A 17,632-nucleotide genomic window follows, 5' to 3' on the forward strand; every position below is an offset into this window, starting at 1 on the left:
GTGGACGGTGGCAAACGGGGGGGACATCGCTCAGACGCGCACCTCCTCCTGGGACTGACGGTCGATGCCAGCCTCCTCGGCGAAGCGCTCGAGGTCGTCGACGGTGACGCGGCGCTTCTCGGCCCCGTAATCCTTGACGCGACGAGTGACCGCTCGGACCTGGTCGTCGGTGGGCTCGAAGCCGCGCTCGACGAGTCGTTCGCGGACCGAGTGGGTCCCCGTGTGTTTCCCCATGACCAGTCGGCGCTCGGCACCGACCATCTCGGGGGTCATGACGCCGGGTTCGAACGTATCGGAGTTTTCGATGACGCCAGCGGCGTGGATGCCGCTCTCGTGGGAGAAGGCGTTATCGCCGACGACCGGCTTGTTGCCGGGCGTATCCATGCCGCTTTTCTCCTCGACGATCTCCGAGAGTTCGGCGATGCGCGTCGTGTCGATCCCGGTATCACACTGGTAGAGCGACTCGACGGCCATCACGTACTCCTCGTAGGCGGCGTTGCCGGCCCGCTCGCCGATCGAGTTGACCGAGACCTGCGCCTGCGCCGCGCCCGCTTCGATGCCGGCCAGGGCGTTTGCGGTGGCCAGCCCGAAGTCGTCGTGGGCGTGAACGTCGACCCGCGCGTCGGTGTGGGCACAGATCTTTTCGATCATGGCCCGGAACCGTCCCGGCGTGGCGACGCCGCAGGTGTCGGGAACGTTGATCCAGTCGGTACCCGCCTCGGTGACCGCTTCGATCACCTCGAGCAGGTACTCCTCGTCGGTTCGAGTCGCATCCATCGGCGAGAACATACAGGTTGCGCCCGCCTCGGTGATGCGTTCGACCGACTCGACTGCGCGCTGTACGACTTCCTCCCGGGTGGCGTGCATCGAATCCTCGATCTGGACGTCGCTGGTGCTGACGAACGTGTGTACCATCTCGACGCCGGAATCGAGTGCCGCTTCGATGTCACCGTCGACGACGCGGGCTAACCCGCAGGTCGTCGAACTCGTTGCCGAAGCGATATCACGAACGGCTTCGAACTCCGCGTCGGAGTTGACGGGAAACCCGGCCTCGATGACGTGGGTCCCCATCTCGTCCAGAACGGACGCGATCTGCCGTTTATCGTCGTATGAGAACGAAGTGCCGGGCGACTGTTCGCCGTCCCGGAGGGTCGTATCGAAGACACGTGCTGACTCTATTTCGTCAGTTGAATCTAACGTGCCCTGGAAGAACTCGACCCCCCTGATTGGTATCAGAGGATGGGCTGTCTTGTGAAGACATTGTGTCTCAACCCGAGGTGCGACGATGTATATAAAACTACCGCTGCGACCAACGATGCTCGGCGGGCGGATAACGCATAATCAACCGTGATGGTTTCAAAACCGCACGACTGCGTCGGCCTATTATCTGACCGTATCTCCTAGTACTGTTTAGATGGACTCCGCCGTTCGGCTCGATTCCCACGGATTCACCGCGAATTATACTCCGCTCCGCCGCGACCGGCACCCGAAAGCGCTGGCGCGCGGCCGTCGATAGACGTTCGGTCATCCTCACCCCCACCCCAGCTTGATGAATGGACCTCTCCGTGAGTTGTAGGCCATATAACTGGTCATTCGTCCAGCCACTGGTATCGATCCGATCCGCACCGGAACGAACGGTAGTGGTCCCGTCACCTCGAGTGACGACAGAACCCGTAAACGCCCTCCGTCGGCGGGGCGGACGAACCGGCCCGCGTGTGAGTGTTTTATAACTGGTCGTGGTAGGACGGCGTCCATGACGACCGACGAGATCACCGACCTGCTGACGGGGGCGTACATCGACGAGTTCGAGACCGTGATGAACTACCAGACCAACGCGATCGTCCTCGACGGCATCCACGCCGAGGAGGTCAAGACGAGCTTAGAGGAGGACATTCGGGAGGAACTCGACCACGCACGGCTGCTCGGCGACCGGCTGAAACAACTCGACGAGTCGCCGCCCGGTTCGGAATCGTTCGCAGCCGACCAACACAGCCTCCAGCCGCCCGCGGATACGACCGACGTGCAGTCGGTCATCGAGGGCGTCCTTGCGGCCGAGGAGTCCGCCATCGAGACCTACCGGTCGCTGATCGAGGCCGCGACCGAGGCGAACGACCCCGTCACGGAGGACGTGGCGGTGACGATCCTGGCCGACGAGGAGGCCCACCGCACCGAGTTCCGCGGCTTCCAGAAGGAGTTCCCCATGGACTGATCGGTCCGCACTTGATAGCCACCCCGACCGAGCGACGCGAGTGAGCCAGCACAAACGGGTGGAGGCGAACGTTTTTCTCGCCCCGGTTCGACCCACCCCGTATGAGCGATTTCGACCTCGATCTTCGGGCCGTCGAGGAACACATCGACGACGAACTCGATCTCGAGGGCAGCCTCGTCCTCGGCGTCCTCGACGGGGAGACGCCGGCCGACGAATGGCTCGAGACGATTTCGAACGGCAACGTTCTCATCCTGAACGTCGACGGCGATGTCAACGAGTTGGCTGCCGGGTTCGCACGGGACATCAAGGAATCGGGCGGCGAACTCGTCCACTTCCGTGGCTTTCTGATCGTCACGCCGCCGGGCGTCGACGTGAGTACGGAGCGGCTCTAATCGCGATCCGACCGGTCGCCGGTCCGAGACAGTTCCGAGTCGGCTCGCATCGGGTCCCGCCGACCCCCGTCGGAGCCGTCGGTCGATCGACCGGCGACGAACCCGCCCGAAACGGCGGCGGTAACGATTCCGAACCCGACGAGAACGGTAAGCGCGACCTCCTGAGTCGGACCGAGCGTTTCGGGCGCGGCCGGAGTGAGGCCGATCCGTAGCCACTCGCTGCGATAGCCGATTCGGCCGACCATCCCGGTACTTGCCAGGTACACCAGGGTCATCCACGGGATCGCGGCGAGCGCGCCGACCGTCCCACCCGCGACCGCTCCCGCGTTCGGGCCATCCGTCCGACTGGCAGCGATCCAGCCACCAAGGGCGGCTCCGATCCCGGTGGGCGCAGTGAGCACGGCGACGAGACTGCCGGACACGACAGCCACGCCGCGAGCGGGCACCGACATGGTTGCCACGAGGGGGTGAGACTGTAAAGTCCTCACTCGGGAGTTTCAGAGCGTGAAGTCGCACCGGGACCCGGTCGCGCCGTTGCCGGCCGCTCACGCCGACGTGAACGTCAGGAAATGACCGTCGGGATCGCGCACGACGACCGCGTCGTCGCTCGCTCGCTCGAGCGAGCGAACGCGATCGGCCACCGAGTCGAGTGCCGCTTCGGGAGCGGCGGTTTCGAATCCGAGATCGACGTGGACGCCGCCGCGGGCATCGGCGATCCCGAGGTGCGGTTCCCAGAGTTCCAGCGCCATCGGCCCGCGCAATCGCACGCGCTTGCGGTCGTCGCCCGCGTCGACCGCCTCGAAGCCCAGGTCCTCGTAGAACTCCCGCGCACGCTCGAGGCGCTCGACCTCGAGAACGACTTCGAAGATCCCGTCGATGCCCGGGCCAGTCACGTCCCGCTGGCCGAGTTCGACGCAGTTCCCGTCGGGATCGTACAGGTACAGCGACCGTGCGGAGCCGAACTGGGCCTCCTCGAGATCGTACGCCGCGGCCAGCCGAGCCCACCAGTCGTCGTACTCGCCGTCGGGAATCGAGAACGCGTAGTGAGTGTGCAACCCGCCCCGCGGGAGCGCATCGGGGCGACGACACACGAGGTCGGTTTCTCCCGCCGCGAAGACGAGTTCGTCCGGTCGCTGCTCGCGGATGGCCAGTCCAAGCCGCTCCGCGTAGAACTCCCGTGCCGACTCGAGGTCCTTCGCCTCGAGCGCCAGCCAGTCCAGCCCGGATAACATGGGCGGCTGTACGCGGTGGGCGTGCATAGAAGCGTCGCCCGACGCGACTGCACCGAGCCGCGAGCGATCATCGAGGCACCGCTCCGAGTCGACAACGGCGACTGCATGACGTACCGTTTACCCACGTTTATGCACTGAGCGACCGTACCCGTCGACATGAGCTTTCGTGCCGACGAGCGTGCGACCGACTTTCGCGAGATCGACCGCTTCGACGGCGGCGTCGGCTGGATCGCCCATCCCGACGAACGGATGCAACGGGCCAGCCACGCGCTCGCGGTGGACGGCGAGGTCTGGCTCGTCGACCCCGTCGACGCCGAGGGGATCGACGAACTCGTCGCCGAGTTCGGCGACGTAGCCGGCGTCGTGGTCGGACTCGACCGGCACAAACGCGACGCCGCCGCGATCGCGAACCGCCACAACGTCCCCGTCTATCTCCCCGACTTCTTCGAGGGCGTCACCGACGAGATCGACGCCGCCGTCGCCCGGTTCGACGACGAACTCTCCGATACCGGTATCCGTGCGATCCCGGTGATCGACAGCCGCTTCTGGCAGGAGGTCGCCCTCTATAACCCCGCCGACGGGACGTTCGTCGTTCCCGAATCCGTCGGAGCGGTCGACTACTTCCTGACCGGCGACGAGCAACTCGGCGTCCATCCGATGTTGCGACTGACCCCCCCTCGGAGGGCCCTCCGCGGCGTCGCACCCGAACGCGTGCTCGTCGGCCACGGTGCCGGCGTCATGGACGACGCTGCGCGCGTTCTCGAGGCGGCGCTCTCCCGATCCCGCAAGCGAGCGCCCCAGTTGTACGCGAAAACGGCGTGGGAGATGCTTCCGATCTGAGGTCCCGGTGTCGGTCGCTCGTCCCGAGCCGCCGCCAATGGGCATACATCTAACTACCGGCCACTCATAGCACACCCGTGGTCTACGTAACCCGCGGGCTCGTCGATATCCTGCTGGCGCTCGCCAGCGACGCCGATCCCGACGACGTGACGACCGGCGTCTCGGTGATCCCCGCGAGCGAACTCGACGGTGCAGACGGGCTGCCACCCGACACGCCGGTCTTCACCGATTTCTTCCTCCCCGACCCCGGCAACCCGGTCAACGCCGTTTTCGGGGTCGATCTCTCGACGCCCGCCCGGCAGGCACAGGGACGGTTCGTCTCGCACCCCGTCGGCGAACTCGAGGTGACGCGGCGGGACGATCTCGCGGAGGTCATCTTCGTGGCCGTGCCACCCTGGGACGTCGACGACCGGTCGTTCGGCGCGTTCGACCGCAGCGGCGAGCGCCAGCCCCTCGAGATCATCGACGCCTCGCCGCCGGGACAGTCGCTGACCGACTGAAACGACGCCGCGTCCTCGAGCTATCGTAGCAGCTGAAACGATTGACATACTGATCGCAACACCGTCCTGCGATCAGGTGTGCAGTGACGTTCAGTTGCTACTATCTGACCCCGTCACGAGAGCGCCTACTCGAGATAGCCCAGTCCGCGGAGTTGCTCGGTGATCTCTTCGAACTCCGCTTCGGTGAGTTCGCCTTCTTTCTGGTGCTGGATGACGATGCTGCGCAACAGGAACCGGACGAGATCGCTCGTGCTCTGAAAGCTCGTCCCCTCGATGGTCTCCTCGACCCGATCCGCGAGGTCCTTCGGGATCGACACTGTGGTGTACTCGGTCATATCCCATACTCCGGCGCGGTGCCCAAAGGAGTGTCGACAGGGTGGCGACGACGCTCGACAGTCGGACGGGTCGGTGCCGACTACGGCGACCGCCGTCCCTCGCCGGTCGCGTCCAAGCCATTTTTATAGTCGGCTCCGTAGCGAGACGTACAGGCATGGGAGTTCGGCCACCATCGAGCGGAGACAACGAGGAACCCGACAGTATCGAGTTCGGCATCGCTGCCGTCGACGCTCATCTCAGGGATGCCGACCTGTCCTTTCCGGCCACGAAAGACGACATCGAGGCCGAACTCGGCCACGAGCGCATCCCCTACGACGTACACGGGAACGACGTGCCGTTGAGCGAGATGCTCGCCGAAGTACCGACGGCGGAGTTCGACTCCCGGCAGGAACTGTTGAACCAACTCCACAAACCGTTCGAGGCGTACCGCCGGAACAACTCGGGCGGCGTCGTCGCGCAGGTCCGCTCCCTGCTCCCGTTCTGAGGACGAGTTCGCGCGCCCGCTCGGTCGGGACGCCGTCGTCACGTTTCTGCGTTTCCGAGCGCCCGCGCACTCACTCGTCGCGCTCGTTGCGAGCGATTCGCTCGAGGCGTCGGCGTTGTTCGCGATGTAAGGTCACGAGCATGTCCGAGAGGACGCCGAACATGAGCAGTTGGACGCCCAGCAGAATCGCGGCGGCCGAGACGAGCGCCATGATCTCGTGGCCCTGCTGGTAGCGGAGCCACTCCCAGAGGACGTAGACCGCGATGAAGCCGCCGGAGACGATCCCGGCCATCCCGAGGCTCCCGAAGTAGAACAGGGGGTTGTTGGTCTTCGCCAGCGAGTACAGCGCCAGGAGGATCGTCCCGCCGTCTTTGACCGGGTGCAGGTTGGTCTCCGACTCGTCCGGGCGGGCGCTGTAACTGATCGGCACGACCGTCGTCTCGACGCCGTGTTTGACACACTCGACGGCGAGTTCGGTTTCGATCGTGAACCCGTCCGAATCGAGCGAGAGTCGCCTGAACGAGTCGACGGTAAACGCCCGATAGCCCGAGAGAATATCCTCGTAGTTAGCCCCGTGGACGAACCCGAACGCGCGATTTATCAGCCGATTCCCGACGCCGTTTAGCGCCCGCATCGCGTCGTCGTCCATATCGGCGAATCGGTTCCCGATAACGTGTTCGTAGCCCCGTGCGAGTGGCTCGAGCATCGTGTCGGCGTCGGCCGGATCGTACGTGCCGTCGCCGTCGAGCATCACCACGTACGGGACGGTGATGTACTCGAGGGCCTCGCGGACGGCCTGGCCCTTTCCGTCGCCGGACTGGACCACCACCTCCGCACCGTGCTCGCGGGCGATCTCACGGGTGCCGTCGCTCGAGTCGCCGTCGACGACGACGACGTTCGTGTACCCCTGATCGTAGAAGCCCTCGATCACGTCCGCGATCGTGGCGGCCTCGTTGAGCGTCGGAATGAGAACGCAGACCTCCTCGGGTGAGATCTCGGTCGCCACCTCCGTGGCGGCAACCGTCTCGCCGCCGTTCGAGCTGACGCTCACGCCCGTGTCGACCGCGTCGTCTTCCATCGGGGAGTAATTCCCCTATCGAACTGCAAAAGGTTACTGATTGCCCACTGTCGGGTTTTTAGGGGCAGTACGAGCCGAATTCGCGGGGGGTGGCCCCGAAGCGGGTTACCACGTCAGCCCTTCATACACGTCGAGAGCGTCCTCGTCGACATCGATCCGACGCCCGTCGACGACGACCGTGCGGGCCATTCCGTCGAACGAGAGGTCGTCGAACTCCGGCCAATCGGTCGCGATGACGGCACCGTCTACGCCCGCGAGTGCACGCTCGGCCGTGTCGGCGTACTCGATGTCGGGGTAGTCGGGCCGAACGTTCTCGATCGCCACGGGGTCGTACGCGACGACGTCCGCACCGCGCTCGGTCAACTCCGCGATCACGTCGAGCGCACGGGACTTGCGGACGTCGTCGGTACCGGGCTTGAACGACAGCCCCAGCACCGCGATTCGAGCCCCCGACAGGGAGACGTGGTCCGCGAGCAACCCGACGAGCCGTCGCGGTTGCTCGTCGTTGACCGCGACGACCGCATCGAGAAGTTCGGGGTCATACCCCTGCTCGCGAGCGCCGGCCCGCAGGGCGTTGACGTCCTTGGGGAAACAGGAGCCGCCCCAGCCCAGTCCCGACCGCATGAATCGCTCCGAGATCCGCTCGTCGAGCCCGACCGCTTCGAGCACCTCGTAGGCGTCCGCGCCGTACTCCCTGGCGATGTTTCCCAGTTCGTTGACCAGCGAGACCTTCGACGCGAGGAAGGCGTTGTTCGCGTACTTGATGAGTTCGGCCTCGCGGATATCGGTCTCGACGAGGTCCGTCTCGGTTCGCTCGAGGATCGGCGCGTAGAGCTCTCGCAGCGTCGCGGCGGCCTCGTCGTCGGCCGTGCCGAAGACGACCTTGTCCGGCTCGAGGAAGTCCCGAACCGCCGTTCCCATCCGGAGGAACTCGGGATTCATCGCGAGCGTGATCCCGTCGCCGATCTCGGTTCCGGACTCCCGCTCGAGGACGGGCCCGACGATGTCTTCGGTCGTCCCGGGGAGAACCGTGCTCTTGACGACGACGAGGTGATCGTCGTCCGTCGCGGCGAGTGCGCGACCGAGCGACTCCGCGCCGGCCTCCATGATCGCGAGGTCGAGACTGCCGTCGGCCGTCTGCGGCGTGGGCAGACAGAGGAACGTGACCTCCGTCTCGCGAACCGCGTCGTACTCCGTCGTCGCGCGGAGCGTCGTTCCCGCGTGTTCCGCGATCCGTTCCGCGAGTCCCGACTCGTGGATCGGGGCCTCGCCGGCGTTTATCGTCTCGACGATCCCCTCGTCGATCTCGACGTTGACGACGTCGTGACCGAGATCCGCGAGACAGGCGGCGACGGTGGTACCGACGTAGCCGCTCCCGATGATGGAGACGTTCATGTGGCGTGAGAGGACGGGCGGTGATTAGTCGCTTTTGGGTCGTCCCGAGTCGGTGCTCGACGCGAGGACGAACCCGTCGCTCGAGCGGGAGACGGGGCTTACTGCCCGATCGGTTCGGCTTCCTGCTCCGTGATCCGTTCGTCGGCACGGTCCCGGTCGTCGGGGTAGCCGACATCGATACGCCAGCCGTCCATCCGGATGGCGTCGATGGTCCGGCCGGACTGGATGAGCAAGTCGATCGCGTCCGGCAGTTCGTACTCCCCGCGGTCCGAGGGTTGGACGAGATGACACGCGTGGAAGATCTCGGGCGTGAACGTGTAGAAGCCCGTCATGACGAGGTTCGACGGCGGGTCCTCCGGTTTCTCCATTACCTCGACGATCTCCCCGTACTCGTTGGTGTCGAGCACGCCGTATCTCGAGGCCTCCTCGTAGGGGACCTCCTCGACCAGGAACGCGGCGTCGGCTCGTTCTTCCCGCTGGCGGTTGATCACGTCGCCGAGGTTCGCCCGGAAGACGTTGTCACCGAGCATCAGCATGAAGTCGTCGTCGACGTGCGGTTCGGCCTGGAGGATGGCGTGGGCGAGGCCGTTCTGTTCGCGCTGGTGAGCGTACGTGATCGGAACGCCTTCGTACTCGTCGCCGTAGCGCTCGATGATCTTCTCTTTCATGTAACCCACGACGAGGACGAACTCAGTTGCGCCGACCTCGATGAGGTTGTCCATGACGTCCTCGATGAGCGGCTTGCCGTCGACTTCGACGAGGACCTTCGGCTTGTCCTCGGTGAGCGGCCGGAGGCGGGTTCCCTTCCCGGCGGCTAACACGACTGCTTGCATGTGCCAACCGATTACACTTGAACAGTATATGTCTTCGGGGATTACTGATACTCGCCCATCGATCGCGCTGGTATCTCGGTCCCATCCGAGCGATCGAAACGCGTACGAACACAGGACCGCTCGAGGGCGAACGGTCGGCCGATGAAGTCTCTATCGACCGAAATCGGAAAGTCCTCAATAGATCGCCGATAGCGGTCGAAAACATGGTATTGATAGGTCGACAGTCGTAACTCGGAGCTACTGCAGCCCGTAAGTGACACGCAATGAGATACGGCCACACTTCGATAGTGAATTTTCTGTCACGGCTGGTGATGTCGTTCTCGGGTTTCGTTGCCACGATCGTTCTCACGCGTACTCTCGGACAGGATCGGTATGGAACGTACGTTGTCGTTCTGTCGGTCCTAGCATGGGTTGCGATGGTTGGCAAGCTCGGGCTACCGCAGGCGATCCGAAAGCGAGTAAGTGAACCGAACGATGGCAACTACGTCGTTTCCGGCGCGCTCGCTCAATTAGGTCTGTACGCCATCGTGGTAGCTTGTCTCTTGGTTGCGCGTCCATACCTGAACGAGTTCATGGGACTCGAGGCAACGTGGGTTCTGATTGCGATATTAGCCACTCAGTTGGGGCTGATCTTCGTCCAGTCAGTCCTTGACGGGCAACACCTCGTTCACGTCTCCAGCGTCCTGTCACCGGTTGAGTGGACGAGCCGTAGCATCGTTCAGGTTGTGCTCGTCCTCTCCGGACTCGGAATCGTCGGCGCGTTTGCCGGCTACATCATCGGGGCAATCGTTGCGATCGGCATCGGACTGTACTTCGTGACTGTTCCTTCGACGATGCCGTCTCGACGGGACTTCGATCGGCTCAAGTCGTACGCACAGTTTTCGTGGTTGGGTTCGATCAAGGGGCGGACGTTCATGTCCATGGACACACTCATTCTCGCGGTATTCGTTTCGAACGGTCTCATCGCCATCTACGAGATTGCATGGAACCTTGCGTCGCTATTTGCTATCTTCGGCGCGTCGATCTCGCAGACGCTCTTTCCGGAAATGAGCAAGATTTCCGCAGAATCCGACTCCAACGCGGAGGTCGCCGGACTGTTGCGAGTTAGTCTTGCATACTCTGGGTTGTTCATCATTCCGGGGCTGGTGGGAAGCGCGCTCGTCGGCGATATCGTGTTGACGATCTACGGATCGGGGTTCGAAGCCGGTTACTACGTTCTCCTCGTGCTCACGTTCGCACGCCTCCTGTACGGATACATGGACCAGTTCCTGAATACCATCGACGCCATCAACAGACCGGATCTCACATTATATATCAACGGCATCTTCGTCGGGGTCAATGCCATACTGAACGTCACCCTTACTTGGCAGTTCGGCTGGTACGGGGCGGCGACGGCGACCACCGTCTCCGCGGGACTAGGACTCGTTCTCGGATACCGGTTCGCCAGCCAGGTTATCGATGTCACCGTTCCGCTTAACGAAATTGCCAAACAGTGTTTCGCTGCCAGTGTCATGGCTGCCGTCGTGCTCGTCGGTCGCGTTCTTGTCGGTGAGACTCTGCTGATCGTTATCGGCCTCGTCGGCATCGGTGCCGCAGTCTATTTCTCGGTTCTCTACGGGCTCTCTCGAGAGTTCCGAACGACTGTACACGAGAATCTCCCGTTCGAACTGCCGGTTTTCCCATCGGAGTAGACCGGTTATTTCATGCAGGCCGGTCATCCTACGGAGCATATATGCAGACGAATGTTCGGGCTTGGTTCGCGGAGATGTGGAATCACGTCCGCGAAAACCCCGCCCGTGCTCCTCTTTACGCCGTTTACACGTGGTATTTGATGCTGTGGTTTGGGATAACTTCCCGTCTGCCCCTCGGTACGAACGTCTACGACCGGCAGTGGGATGTCCTGATCGTGCTCGATGCGTGTCGAGTCGACACGCTTCGGGAAGTCGCAGACGAGTACGAGTTCATCAACGACATCGACGAGATGTGGTCTATCGGAAGTCATTCCGCCGAGTGGCTCGCACAGACGTTCACCGAGGGCCGTCGAACGGACGTAGAACGGACCCAGTACATAACCGGGAATCCACACGCTAGCCGTGTACTCGAGCAGGGAATGACGCCGCCGATGAACAATACGCCCGTAATCGATTTCTCGAAGTGGAACTCCGTGGATGCCGATGCCTTCGAAGCCCTCGACATGGTCTGGGAAGACCAGTTAGACGAAACGTATCGCGTCACCCTTCCAGACGTAATGACAGACCATGCGATCGCAGCCGGCCGGACCGACGACCCCGAGCGGCTGATACTCCACTACATGCAACCCCACCTCCCGTATATCGGGCAAGCATATCGAGAGGGACGAGACCCGACCGACGTAGAGATCGACGGCTACGAGACACTCGAATCCGGAGAGTGTGAGAGGGAAACCGTCTCCGAGCTGTACAAAGAGACGCTCCGTCTGGTACTTGACGAAGTGGCGGTCCTTTTAGAGAACATGGACGCCGAACGCGTCGCTATCACAGCAGATCATGGGGAAGCGTTCGGTGAAATGCACGCCTACGGTCATCCTGAAGGCTTTCCACATCCCATCGTGAAGAAAGTTCCATGGGTGGAAACGTCTGCACGGGATCTCGGAACACGAGAAACTGAGTTAGAGGAGGGCCGCAGTGTCAACGTGGATATCGAGGACCACCTCCGCGATCTGGGATATCGATGATCGCCAACCAGTCGATAGCAAACGGACGGTGACCCCCATCACGTTCGGTCCCGGAGAACCGTGTAGAAGACGGATACTCACACGAATGAACGGTATATGATCGACGCTGTTGTGCTGTGCAACTGGTGTCCGGAATCGGCATCATTTTGATCGTCTGTCCAAACACACCTCAACAAGAAATGGCAGGTTCGCCAACGGAATGGCTCGCGGAACATCGCGACCAACTTTCGTCGGACCCTATACGCGGTCTGATGCATGCAGCGTTTACCACGTATCTCGGTCTCTGGTATACGGGAACGTCGCGGTGGCCGATTGGAACGCATATCTACGACGAGGACTGGGATTTGTTGGTGATTCTCGATGCGTGTCGCGTAGACGTACTCGAGACGGTCGCGTCCGAGTACGACTTCGTCGAGACGTTTGATTCGCGGTGGTCAGTTGGCAGCCATTCCCACGAGTGGCTCGCACAGACGTTCTCCGAGGACTATAGCGATGAAATCGAAAACACGGCGTATGTAAGCGGGAACGGTCATACTCACGAAACGTTTGTCAGCGGCAACTACCCACCGGACGAAACCGTTCCCGTCTGCTGGCCGGACTGGCGAACCGTCGATATCGATGATTTCGGCCAACTTGATATGTTGTGGGGTATGTGTTTACCCCCAGAAATCGCAGGAGGACAGTAGGTTCAAAATCGGGGAATTCAATTAGAAATCCGTAAAATTCGACCGCCGNGAGAGATATATAAATCAAATAGAGGGTGCTGTTTTCAGCCGTCTCAGTGGCTCAGCCAGGAACTCTATGGGGGTAAACACATGCGTTGTGGGAAACCGCACATCAAGACGAATTCGGCGTTCCGCCGCGTGCGATTACCGATCGCACGGTCGAAGTTGCCCGCGAGTCCGACTACGACAGACTGATCGCCCACTACATGCAACCACATATCCCCTATATTGCGGACGCAATTGAGGAGGACCGGTCGTTGACCGATGTAGAAGCGGGTGGCTGGAAACTGCTTGAATCGGACGATGTGACGCGCGATGAGGTGTGGGAACTCTACGAAGAGACACTTCGATTCGTACTCGACGACGTGGAAGTACTCCTCGAGAACATCGATGCCGAGAACGTGGTCATTACGGCTGACCACGGGAACGCGTTCGGAGAATACTCAATTTACGGCCATCCAGAGGGCATGATACTCCCAACGATCAAGAAAGTTCCGTGGATATCGTCAACAGCGACTGACGAGGAAACGTTTTCGCCGAGCGGAATGCACGCAGAGAGCCAACGCGAGAAAACGAATATTGAAGACCACCTTCGCGATCTCGGCTACGTGTGAGACCGGGCCCCGATACTCGATTGACCTTCTGCGAGTGGCTTGAACAATTCGTCCACTGGCATACCAGCGCTCGCATCAAGTACTCACTGGAGAGACGCCGCTTGGGGAGATACGAAACGAGAGGAGCCGGTGACCGTCACTTCACACCTGCCCTCAGGACGGCACCGCGATCAGCGTGTAAATCGTTTCAGTGGCTACGATAGACGTGCTGACTCCGGCAAATTTATGCGTCAGACACAAGTTCGTCAGATCACGAGATGTCCGAGTTTGGAACACATTCTGAAGACGAGTTACCCACGCTTCATGCGATCTTAGAACGAAGTGCACGGTCGGCACTTGACTTCCAACAACAGGATGGCTCTTTTCCTGCGGGTCGAAATTATACGTATGATGAACCGGAAACCCCGGTACGGACCACAGCCCACTGGATACTCACCCTTTCGAAGGTTTATGATATTACCGGCGATGACGAATTCAAACGAGCGGCTAATGCTGCCGTAGACTTCCTCCTCGGAAGCGAGGCCAGACCTCATGACTATACGTTTCATTGCCGAAATGCATCTGGAAAAGATAAGTGCAATGGACTGGTCGGTCAGTCAACGCCGATTGAAGCACTGATTCAGGCCGGGGACCTACTCAATCGACAGGACGCGATCGAAACTGCGGAGGAAGTGTTTTTGCTTCATCCGTTTGACGATCGACTCGGCTTATGGGAACGGGTCGAAATCAACGGAGATATACTTTCCTCCGACAGAACCCTAAATCATCAACTTCTGTTTGCAGCCCGGAGTGCTAAACTCGCAACCCGGTCTACTCTCGTTGCTGAGCGAATCACTAGATTTCTTACTCGACTCGAGACAAACATGCGGTTACACCCAGATGGCCTGATCAAACACTATGTCCGCCCATCTCCGACCGATACGATCAAAACGGTCGTTCAACGACCACGACACTATGAAATGGTGCTCAACGAACTCGTTTTCCACTACTACTCACGCTCGGACGAACGAAGAAGAAAGGAGAGGGGCTACCACACAGTAAATCTGTCCGCATTATCTCAGTTGAAACAGTCATTCGAGTCCCATTCGCTTTGGCGAACGGGGACCATTGATCGAAGTCTGGCGTTTTTAGTAGAGAACAAAGCGAATATCATTTCGAAGGAAAATACGAAGCATGGATCGATACTACCTGGAATCGAAACGGCAAAGATAGTAGACTCGTTTACAGATAGCGATACAACTCAAATAGCTCAACTGGTTAGTAGAGATCTGTGTAGATATTTAAATTGGGACTCGTATCTATTACAGTCTGCCGAACTGGACAAACACAATCAGATGGCGTTAATATCCGAGCTGACAAAACTGCCTAATATCCGTATAGAATGTTGAGATTATGCGTGAGACGGACCGATGATGGGAGACATAGGTGGTAAAATGGATGATGAGCGTGAACTGCCGGAAGTATCGGTTGTTGTCCCAGTCTACAATGATCCAGAGGGACTACAGCGGACGCTCACTTCACTCATCGCTCAACGGTATGATCGATATGAAATCCTTCCTGTCGATAATAATTCGACGGATGAAACTAGTGATGTGATTGCATCGTTCGCATCGGAACATCCGGACCTTATTCACCCGTGTGAGGAAGTGACGTTTCAGTCGTCATATGCTGCGAGGAACTCCGGAATCGAGTCCGGATCAGGGAGTGTTTTCCTCTTTCTTGATGCAGATATGTGGGTAGAAGAAACATGGGTCGAGAACATGGTTCTTGCTCTCCGATCCCATGACTGTGACTACGTCGGATGTAACGTCAAAGTGAGTACGGACAGCGACCACACAGTACCAGTACGGTATGAAAAAAGCCTGTCATTCCCAGTCGAATCTTACCTCAGGCACAAGCAGTTTGCACCAACCTGTGCGCTTGCAGTCCAGCAGGAGGTTTTCGAAACTGTTGGCCTATTTGATCATCGCTTAGTCTCTGGTGGGGACAAAGAGTTCGGCCAGCGGGTCTACCAAGCTGGGTTCGATCAGGGCTATGCTGCCGAGGTCACCGCCTATCATCCGGCTCGAGACTCGTTTGAAGCCTTGTTTTCGAAAGCCAAACGACTCGGTCGAGGACGAGCACAGATGCGGTATTATCATCCGAATGCCGGCAACTACCCGCATCCGTTGCATCCGATCAACTATCTCCCGCCGAGTCCGTGGCGTCTTCGACAGCGCTACTCGGGTGGCGAATCAGTTTTGTCATTGATCGAACTGTATGTACTCGAGTATCTTCTCAAACTCATACAGACAAGCCGGTTCGTTCACGAGACTACAGCGATCAAACGTCGGAGTGACTGATGGTTTCGATAATACTCCCTGTCTATAATGACCCCGCTGGTGTCCGGACGACGGTCGAGTCCGTACGTCCACAGGTCACTGGTACGGAGTCGGAGCTTCATATCGTCGATAACGGATCGACTGACGAAACGCTATCCACGATCAGGGACTATACCGACGGAACCAGCGTCTATCATCACGTCGAAAATGACATTCAATCCTCGTATGCCGCTCGCAACACTGGCATCCGAAACACTGACAGCGATATCCTCGCCTTCGTCGACGCGGATATGACTGTCTCTGAGGGCTGGCTCGAGTCGGCACTCTCTACCTTTCAAACTCGAGAAAGTGACTATATGGGCTGTACTGTCGAACTGATGCTTCCGGATGAACCGACGCTTGCAGCCCGGTATGACCACCACACCGGTTTTCCCATCCAGCAATACCTCGAGCACCAGCAGTTCGCCCCGACGTGTTGCCTGTTTGTCCGTCGTGACGTTATCGAGGACATTGGTCTCTTCGACCACCGCCTCGTCTCCGGCGGTGACAAGGAGTTCGGAAACCGGGTTCACGAAGCGGGGTATGACATGCACTTTGCCGAAGACGTCGTGATGTACCATCCAACGCGAAAAACGATCCCCGAACTCGTCACAAAAGATCGCCGCGTCGGTCGCGGGCTCTGCCAACTCCAGCGATATCATCCCAATCGATACGGTACGCCGGGCATTCCCCCGCGACCGAGCGGCATCAAGACACCTGACTCGGATTTGGAGACGCGTGAACGGTTCGCGTTCCGTGTGCTCTCTACTTTCCTTACCGGCGTCCGCGGACTGGGCTACTACCAAGAGTACGTCACCGGCAACCGGCGCGACGAACCCGGTGCTATCCCGCGGCTCGAACAATAACAGTCCTCGAATAATCTGTGCTCGGGCTCACCGGTAGACCTCGCTCGTGAGCGTATCACGAGCTCCGCCTTGTCGTCAGGCTTCGGCCGCCACGTCACGATCGACTGCCAGTTCCGCTCGGTCGACGGCAGCCAACCCGTACAGATAACCGACCCCGACAGCAGTGGTAAAGATGAAAATCGTCACGAGCTGTTTGACTTTTGCAGCCGATGGCTCACGAACGAGATCCGACAGCCGGTTCGGAACGAACTCGAGCATGAGTTGTCCCAAGTATTCGTTTTTGTCTCCCGACGCCTCGGGTAACAACAGGTCCATGATCCGTTTCGAATACCCCTGCCAGAACGAGCGGAACACGAGCCACCGGAAGTCGCCGCGGTAGTCGAACAGCTTGTGGTGAACAACCGCGTCGGTGTTGTAGATCACGCCTTTCCCGTATTGATTCGCCATTCGGATGCACACTGGCGCTTCGTGGGCCTGGATATGGCGGTCTCCCTTGCGACCCGTGTTCTCGTCGTAGCCGCCGACGTTCAGGAACACGTCTCGCCGGAATGAGATGTTCGAGCCGTACGTGTTCCGCAGTTCTTCCATGTGCTCGCCCATGCCGCGCTCGTCACACCCGACGAGCCAGTAGAACTCCGCGGGAAAGAAATCGGGCTTTTCGGTCACCCAGTCGGCGGCGACGTGGCCGCCGACCGCGATCGCGTCCGTCTCGTCGTAGCCGCGAGCCAACTCCGCCACCCAGTCGTCCTCGGCGACGGCGTCGTCGTCGATGAACGCGACGACGTCCCCGGTCGCGATCTTCGCGCCTCGCGTTCGACTGTAGGAAATCCCGTGGTTCTCGTCGTTACAGTGCAGGACAACGTCATCGAGGTCGCCGTAGTCGTCCCGAACGCGCTCGAAAACCGCCTCGTTCCCGTCGACGACTAGGACGATCTCGAGCGGCTCGTAGGTTTGAGCGAGAACGCTGTCGACACACGCCGAAAAGACATCGTAGCGGTCCATCGCGTAGGTACAGACGACGACGGAAACCTTCATTGCCGTCGGATTTCGGTGAG

At 60.2% G+C, this 17,632-nt stretch carries 20 protein-coding genes; 12 read left to right on the forward strand and 8 right to left on the reverse strand.

Going from position 1 to position 17,632, the window contains the following annotated elements; translation table 11 throughout:
• Nucleotides 1-30: 30 nt before the first annotated feature.
• Nucleotides 31-1,236, reverse strand: coding sequence for a LeuA family protein (locus C487_RS12250; RefSeq protein ID WP_241431088.1), 1,206 nt, complete (start codon nt 1,234-1,236; stop codon nt 31-33).
• 517 nt (nt 1,237-1,753) lie between these two features.
• Here C487_RS12250 and C487_RS12255 point away from each other — a divergent pair.
• Nucleotides 1,754-2,209 (forward strand): ferritin-like domain-containing protein, encoded by a 456-nt coding sequence (locus C487_RS12255; RefSeq protein WP_006186091.1) that lies wholly within the window; start codon nt 1,754-1,756, stop codon nt 2,207-2,209.
• Nucleotides 2,210-2,310: 101 nt separating this feature from the next.
• Complete coding sequence (locus tag C487_RS12260; RefSeq protein ID WP_006186092.1) at nt 2,311-2,601, forward strand: DUF5779 family protein; 291 nt, start codon at nt 2,311-2,313, stop codon at nt 2,599-2,601.
• Here the strand turns inward: C487_RS12260 and C487_RS12265 are convergent.
• Complete coding sequence (locus C487_RS12265) at nt 2,598-3,053, reverse strand: hypothetical protein (protein WP_006186093.1); 456 nt, start codon at nt 3,051-3,053, stop codon at nt 2,598-2,600. The two genes, C487_RS12260 and C487_RS12265, sit on opposite strands and share 4 nt — an antisense overlap.
• 93 nt (nt 3,054-3,146) lie before the next feature.
• Nucleotides 3,147-3,833, reverse strand: coding sequence for a VOC family protein (locus tag C487_RS12270; RefSeq protein WP_049908124.1), 687 nt, complete (start codon nt 3,831-3,833; stop codon nt 3,147-3,149).
• A 156-nt stretch (nt 3,834-3,989) separates the two neighbouring features.
• Between C487_RS12270 and C487_RS12275 the strand changes: the two genes are divergently transcribed.
• Together C487_RS12275 and C487_RS12280 are read left to right on the forward strand one after the other, a co-directional pair.
• Entirely contained in the window at nt 3,990-4,673 is a 684-nt protein-coding gene (locus tag C487_RS12275; RefSeq protein ID WP_006186095.1) for a hypothetical protein, read from the forward strand.
• 77 nt (nt 4,674-4,750) lie between these two features.
• Complete coding sequence (locus C487_RS12280) at nt 4,751-5,173, forward strand: MPN domain-containing protein (protein ID WP_006186096.1); 423 nt, start codon at nt 4,751-4,753, stop codon at nt 5,171-5,173.
• A gap of 125 nt (nt 5,174-5,298) precedes the next feature.
• On the opposite strand, the gene C487_RS12285 is transcribed toward C487_RS12280, so the two are convergent.
• Nucleotides 5,299-5,508 carry a ribbon-helix-helix domain-containing protein gene (locus C487_RS12285; protein ID WP_006186097.1) on the reverse strand — a complete coding sequence of 70 codons (210 nt, stop codon included), beginning with the start codon at nt 5,506-5,508 and terminating at the stop codon, nt 5,299-5,301.
• A gap of 155 nt (nt 5,509-5,663) precedes the next feature.
• On the opposite strand from C487_RS12285, the gene C487_RS12290 reads away from it, so the two are divergent.
• Nucleotides 5,664-5,993: a DUF5789 family protein gene (locus tag C487_RS12290; protein WP_006186098.1), complete on the forward strand. Its 330-nt coding sequence runs from the start codon at nt 5,664-5,666 to the stop codon at nt 5,991-5,993.
• Between the two features lie 70 nt (nt 5,994-6,063).
• Here the strand turns inward: C487_RS12290 and aglJ are convergent, their stop codons facing one another.
• The 3 genes from aglJ to aglF all read right to left on the reverse strand — a co-directional run bounded on the left by aglJ (nt 6,064) and on the right by aglF (nt 9,299).
• Nucleotides 6,064-7,071: an S-layer glycoprotein N-glycosyltransferase AglJ gene (gene aglJ, locus C487_RS12295; protein ID WP_006186099.1), complete on the reverse strand. Its 1,008-nt coding sequence runs from the start codon at nt 7,069-7,071 to the stop codon at nt 6,064-6,066.
• A 105-nt stretch (nt 7,072-7,176) separates the two neighbouring features.
• Nucleotides 7,177-8,466 (reverse strand): UDP-glucose 6-dehydrogenase AglM, encoded by a 1,290-nt coding sequence (gene aglM / locus C487_RS12300; RefSeq protein ID WP_006186100.1) that lies wholly within the window; start codon nt 8,464-8,466, stop codon nt 7,177-7,179.
• Nucleotides 8,467-8,564: 98 nt separating this feature from the next.
• Nucleotides 8,565-9,299, reverse strand: coding sequence for a UTP--glucose-1-phosphate uridylyltransferase AglF (aglF, locus tag C487_RS12305; RefSeq protein ID WP_006186101.1), 735 nt, complete (start codon nt 9,297-9,299; stop codon nt 8,565-8,567).
• Between the two features lie 263 nt (nt 9,300-9,562).
• On the opposite strand from aglF, the gene C487_RS12310 reads away from it, so the two are divergent.
• The 7 genes from C487_RS12310 to C487_RS12335 all read left to right on the forward strand — a co-directional run bounded on the left by C487_RS12310 (nt 9,563) and on the right by C487_RS12335 (nt 16,577).
• The gene (locus tag C487_RS12310; protein WP_049908125.1) at nt 9,563-10,990 is read left to right on the forward strand and encodes an oligosaccharide flippase family protein; all 1,428 of its coding nucleotides are present in this window, start codon (nt 9,563-9,565) and stop codon (nt 10,988-10,990) included.
• A gap of 74 nt (nt 10,991-11,064) precedes the next feature.
• Nucleotides 11,065-12,012, forward strand: coding sequence for an alkaline phosphatase family protein (locus tag C487_RS12315; protein WP_241431084.1), 948 nt, complete (start codon nt 11,065-11,067; stop codon nt 12,010-12,012).
• Nucleotides 12,013-12,128: 116 nt separating this feature from the next.
• Complete coding sequence (locus tag C487_RS12320) at nt 12,129-12,698, forward strand: hypothetical protein (protein ID WP_241431085.1); 570 nt, start codon at nt 12,129-12,131, stop codon at nt 12,696-12,698.
• 245 nt (nt 12,699-12,943) lie between these two features.
• Nucleotides 12,944-13,351 (forward strand): hypothetical protein, encoded by a 408-nt coding sequence (locus C487_RS12325; protein WP_241431086.1) that lies wholly within the window; start codon nt 12,944-12,946, stop codon nt 13,349-13,351.
• 257 nt (nt 13,352-13,608) lie between these two features.
• Nucleotides 13,609-14,739: a hypothetical protein gene (locus tag C487_RS19630; protein ID WP_006186104.1), complete on the forward strand. Its 1,131-nt coding sequence runs from the start codon at nt 13,609-13,611 to the stop codon at nt 14,737-14,739.
• A 45-nt stretch (nt 14,740-14,784) separates the two neighbouring features.
• A complete protein-coding gene (locus tag C487_RS19635; RefSeq protein WP_006186105.1) occupies nt 14,785-15,693 on the forward strand; it encodes a glycosyltransferase in 909 nt (302 codons plus the stop codon).
• Nucleotides 15,693-16,577, forward strand: coding sequence for a glycosyltransferase (locus C487_RS12335; protein WP_006186106.1), 885 nt, complete (start codon nt 15,693-15,695; stop codon nt 16,575-16,577). The genes C487_RS19635 and C487_RS12335 overlap by 1 nt, the downstream gene beginning before the upstream one ends.
• A 75-nt stretch (nt 16,578-16,652) precedes the next feature.
• Here the strand turns inward: C487_RS12335 and aglG are convergent, their stop codons facing one another.
• Nucleotides 16,653-17,612: a glucosyl-dolichyl phosphate glucuronosyltransferase gene (gene aglG, locus C487_RS12340; RefSeq protein ID WP_049908131.1), complete on the reverse strand. Its 960-nt coding sequence runs from the start codon at nt 17,610-17,612 to the stop codon at nt 16,653-16,655.
• Nucleotides 17,613-17,632 lie beyond the last annotated feature (20 nt).

The organism is Natrinema pallidum DSM 3751, assembly GCF_000337615.1.
Classification (GTDB): domain Archaea; phylum Halobacteriota; class Halobacteria; order Halobacteriales; family Natrialbaceae; genus Natrinema; species Natrinema pallidum.

Excerpts from the sequence above, each read along its gene's own strand:
- C487_RS12255 (WP_006186091.1), top strand. The coding sequence starts at position 1,754 with ATGACGACCGACGAGATCACCGACCTGCTGACGGGGGCGTACATCGAC.
- C487_RS12260 (WP_006186092.1), top strand. The coding sequence starts at position 2,311 with ATGAGCGATTTCGACCTCGATCTTCGGGCCGTCGAGGAACACATCGAC.
- C487_RS12265 (WP_006186093.1), bottom strand. The coding sequence starts at position 3,053 with ATGTCGGTGCCCGCTCGCGGCGTGGCTGTCGTGTCCGGCAGTCTCGTC.
- C487_RS12270 (WP_049908124.1), bottom strand. The coding sequence starts at position 3,833 with ATGTTATCCGGGCTGGACTGGCTGGCGCTCGAGGCGAAGGACCTCGAG.
- C487_RS12275 (WP_006186095.1), top strand. The coding sequence starts at position 3,990 with ATGAGCTTTCGTGCCGACGAGCGTGCGACCGACTTTCGCGAGATCGAC.
- C487_RS12285 (WP_006186097.1), bottom strand. The coding sequence starts at position 5,508 with ATGACCGAGTACACCACAGTGTCGATCCCGAAGGACCTCGCGGATCGG.
- C487_RS12290 (WP_006186098.1), top strand. The coding sequence starts at position 5,664 with ATGGGAGTTCGGCCACCATCGAGCGGAGACAACGAGGAACCCGACAGT.
- aglJ (WP_006186099.1), bottom strand. The coding sequence starts at position 7,071 with ATGGAAGACGACGCGGTCGACACGGGCGTGAGCGTCAGCTCGAACGGC.
- aglM (WP_006186100.1), bottom strand. The coding sequence starts at position 8,466 with ATGAACGTCTCCATCATCGGGAGCGGCTACGTCGGTACCACCGTCGCC.
- aglF (WP_006186101.1), bottom strand. The coding sequence starts at position 9,299 with ATGCAAGCAGTCGTGTTAGCCGCCGGGAAGGGAACCCGCCTCCGGCCG.
- C487_RS12310 (WP_049908125.1), top strand. The coding sequence starts at position 9,563 with ATGAGATACGGCCACACTTCGATAGTGAATTTTCTGTCACGGCTGGTG.
- C487_RS12315 (WP_241431084.1), top strand. The coding sequence starts at position 11,065 with ATGTGGAATCACGTCCGCGAAAACCCCGCCCGTGCTCCTCTTTACGCC.
- C487_RS12325 (WP_241431086.1), top strand. The coding sequence starts at position 12,944 with ATGCAACCACATATCCCCTATATTGCGGACGCAATTGAGGAGGACCGG.
- C487_RS19630 (WP_006186104.1), top strand. The coding sequence starts at position 13,609 with ATGTCCGAGTTTGGAACACATTCTGAAGACGAGTTACCCACGCTTCAT.
- C487_RS19635 (WP_006186105.1), top strand. The coding sequence starts at position 14,785 with ATGGATGATGAGCGTGAACTGCCGGAAGTATCGGTTGTTGTCCCAGTC.
- C487_RS12335 (WP_006186106.1), top strand. The coding sequence starts at position 15,693 with ATGGTTTCGATAATACTCCCTGTCTATAATGACCCCGCTGGTGTCCGG.
- aglG (WP_049908131.1), bottom strand. The coding sequence starts at position 17,612 with ATGAAGGTTTCCGTCGTCGTCTGTACCTACGCGATGGACCGCTACGAT.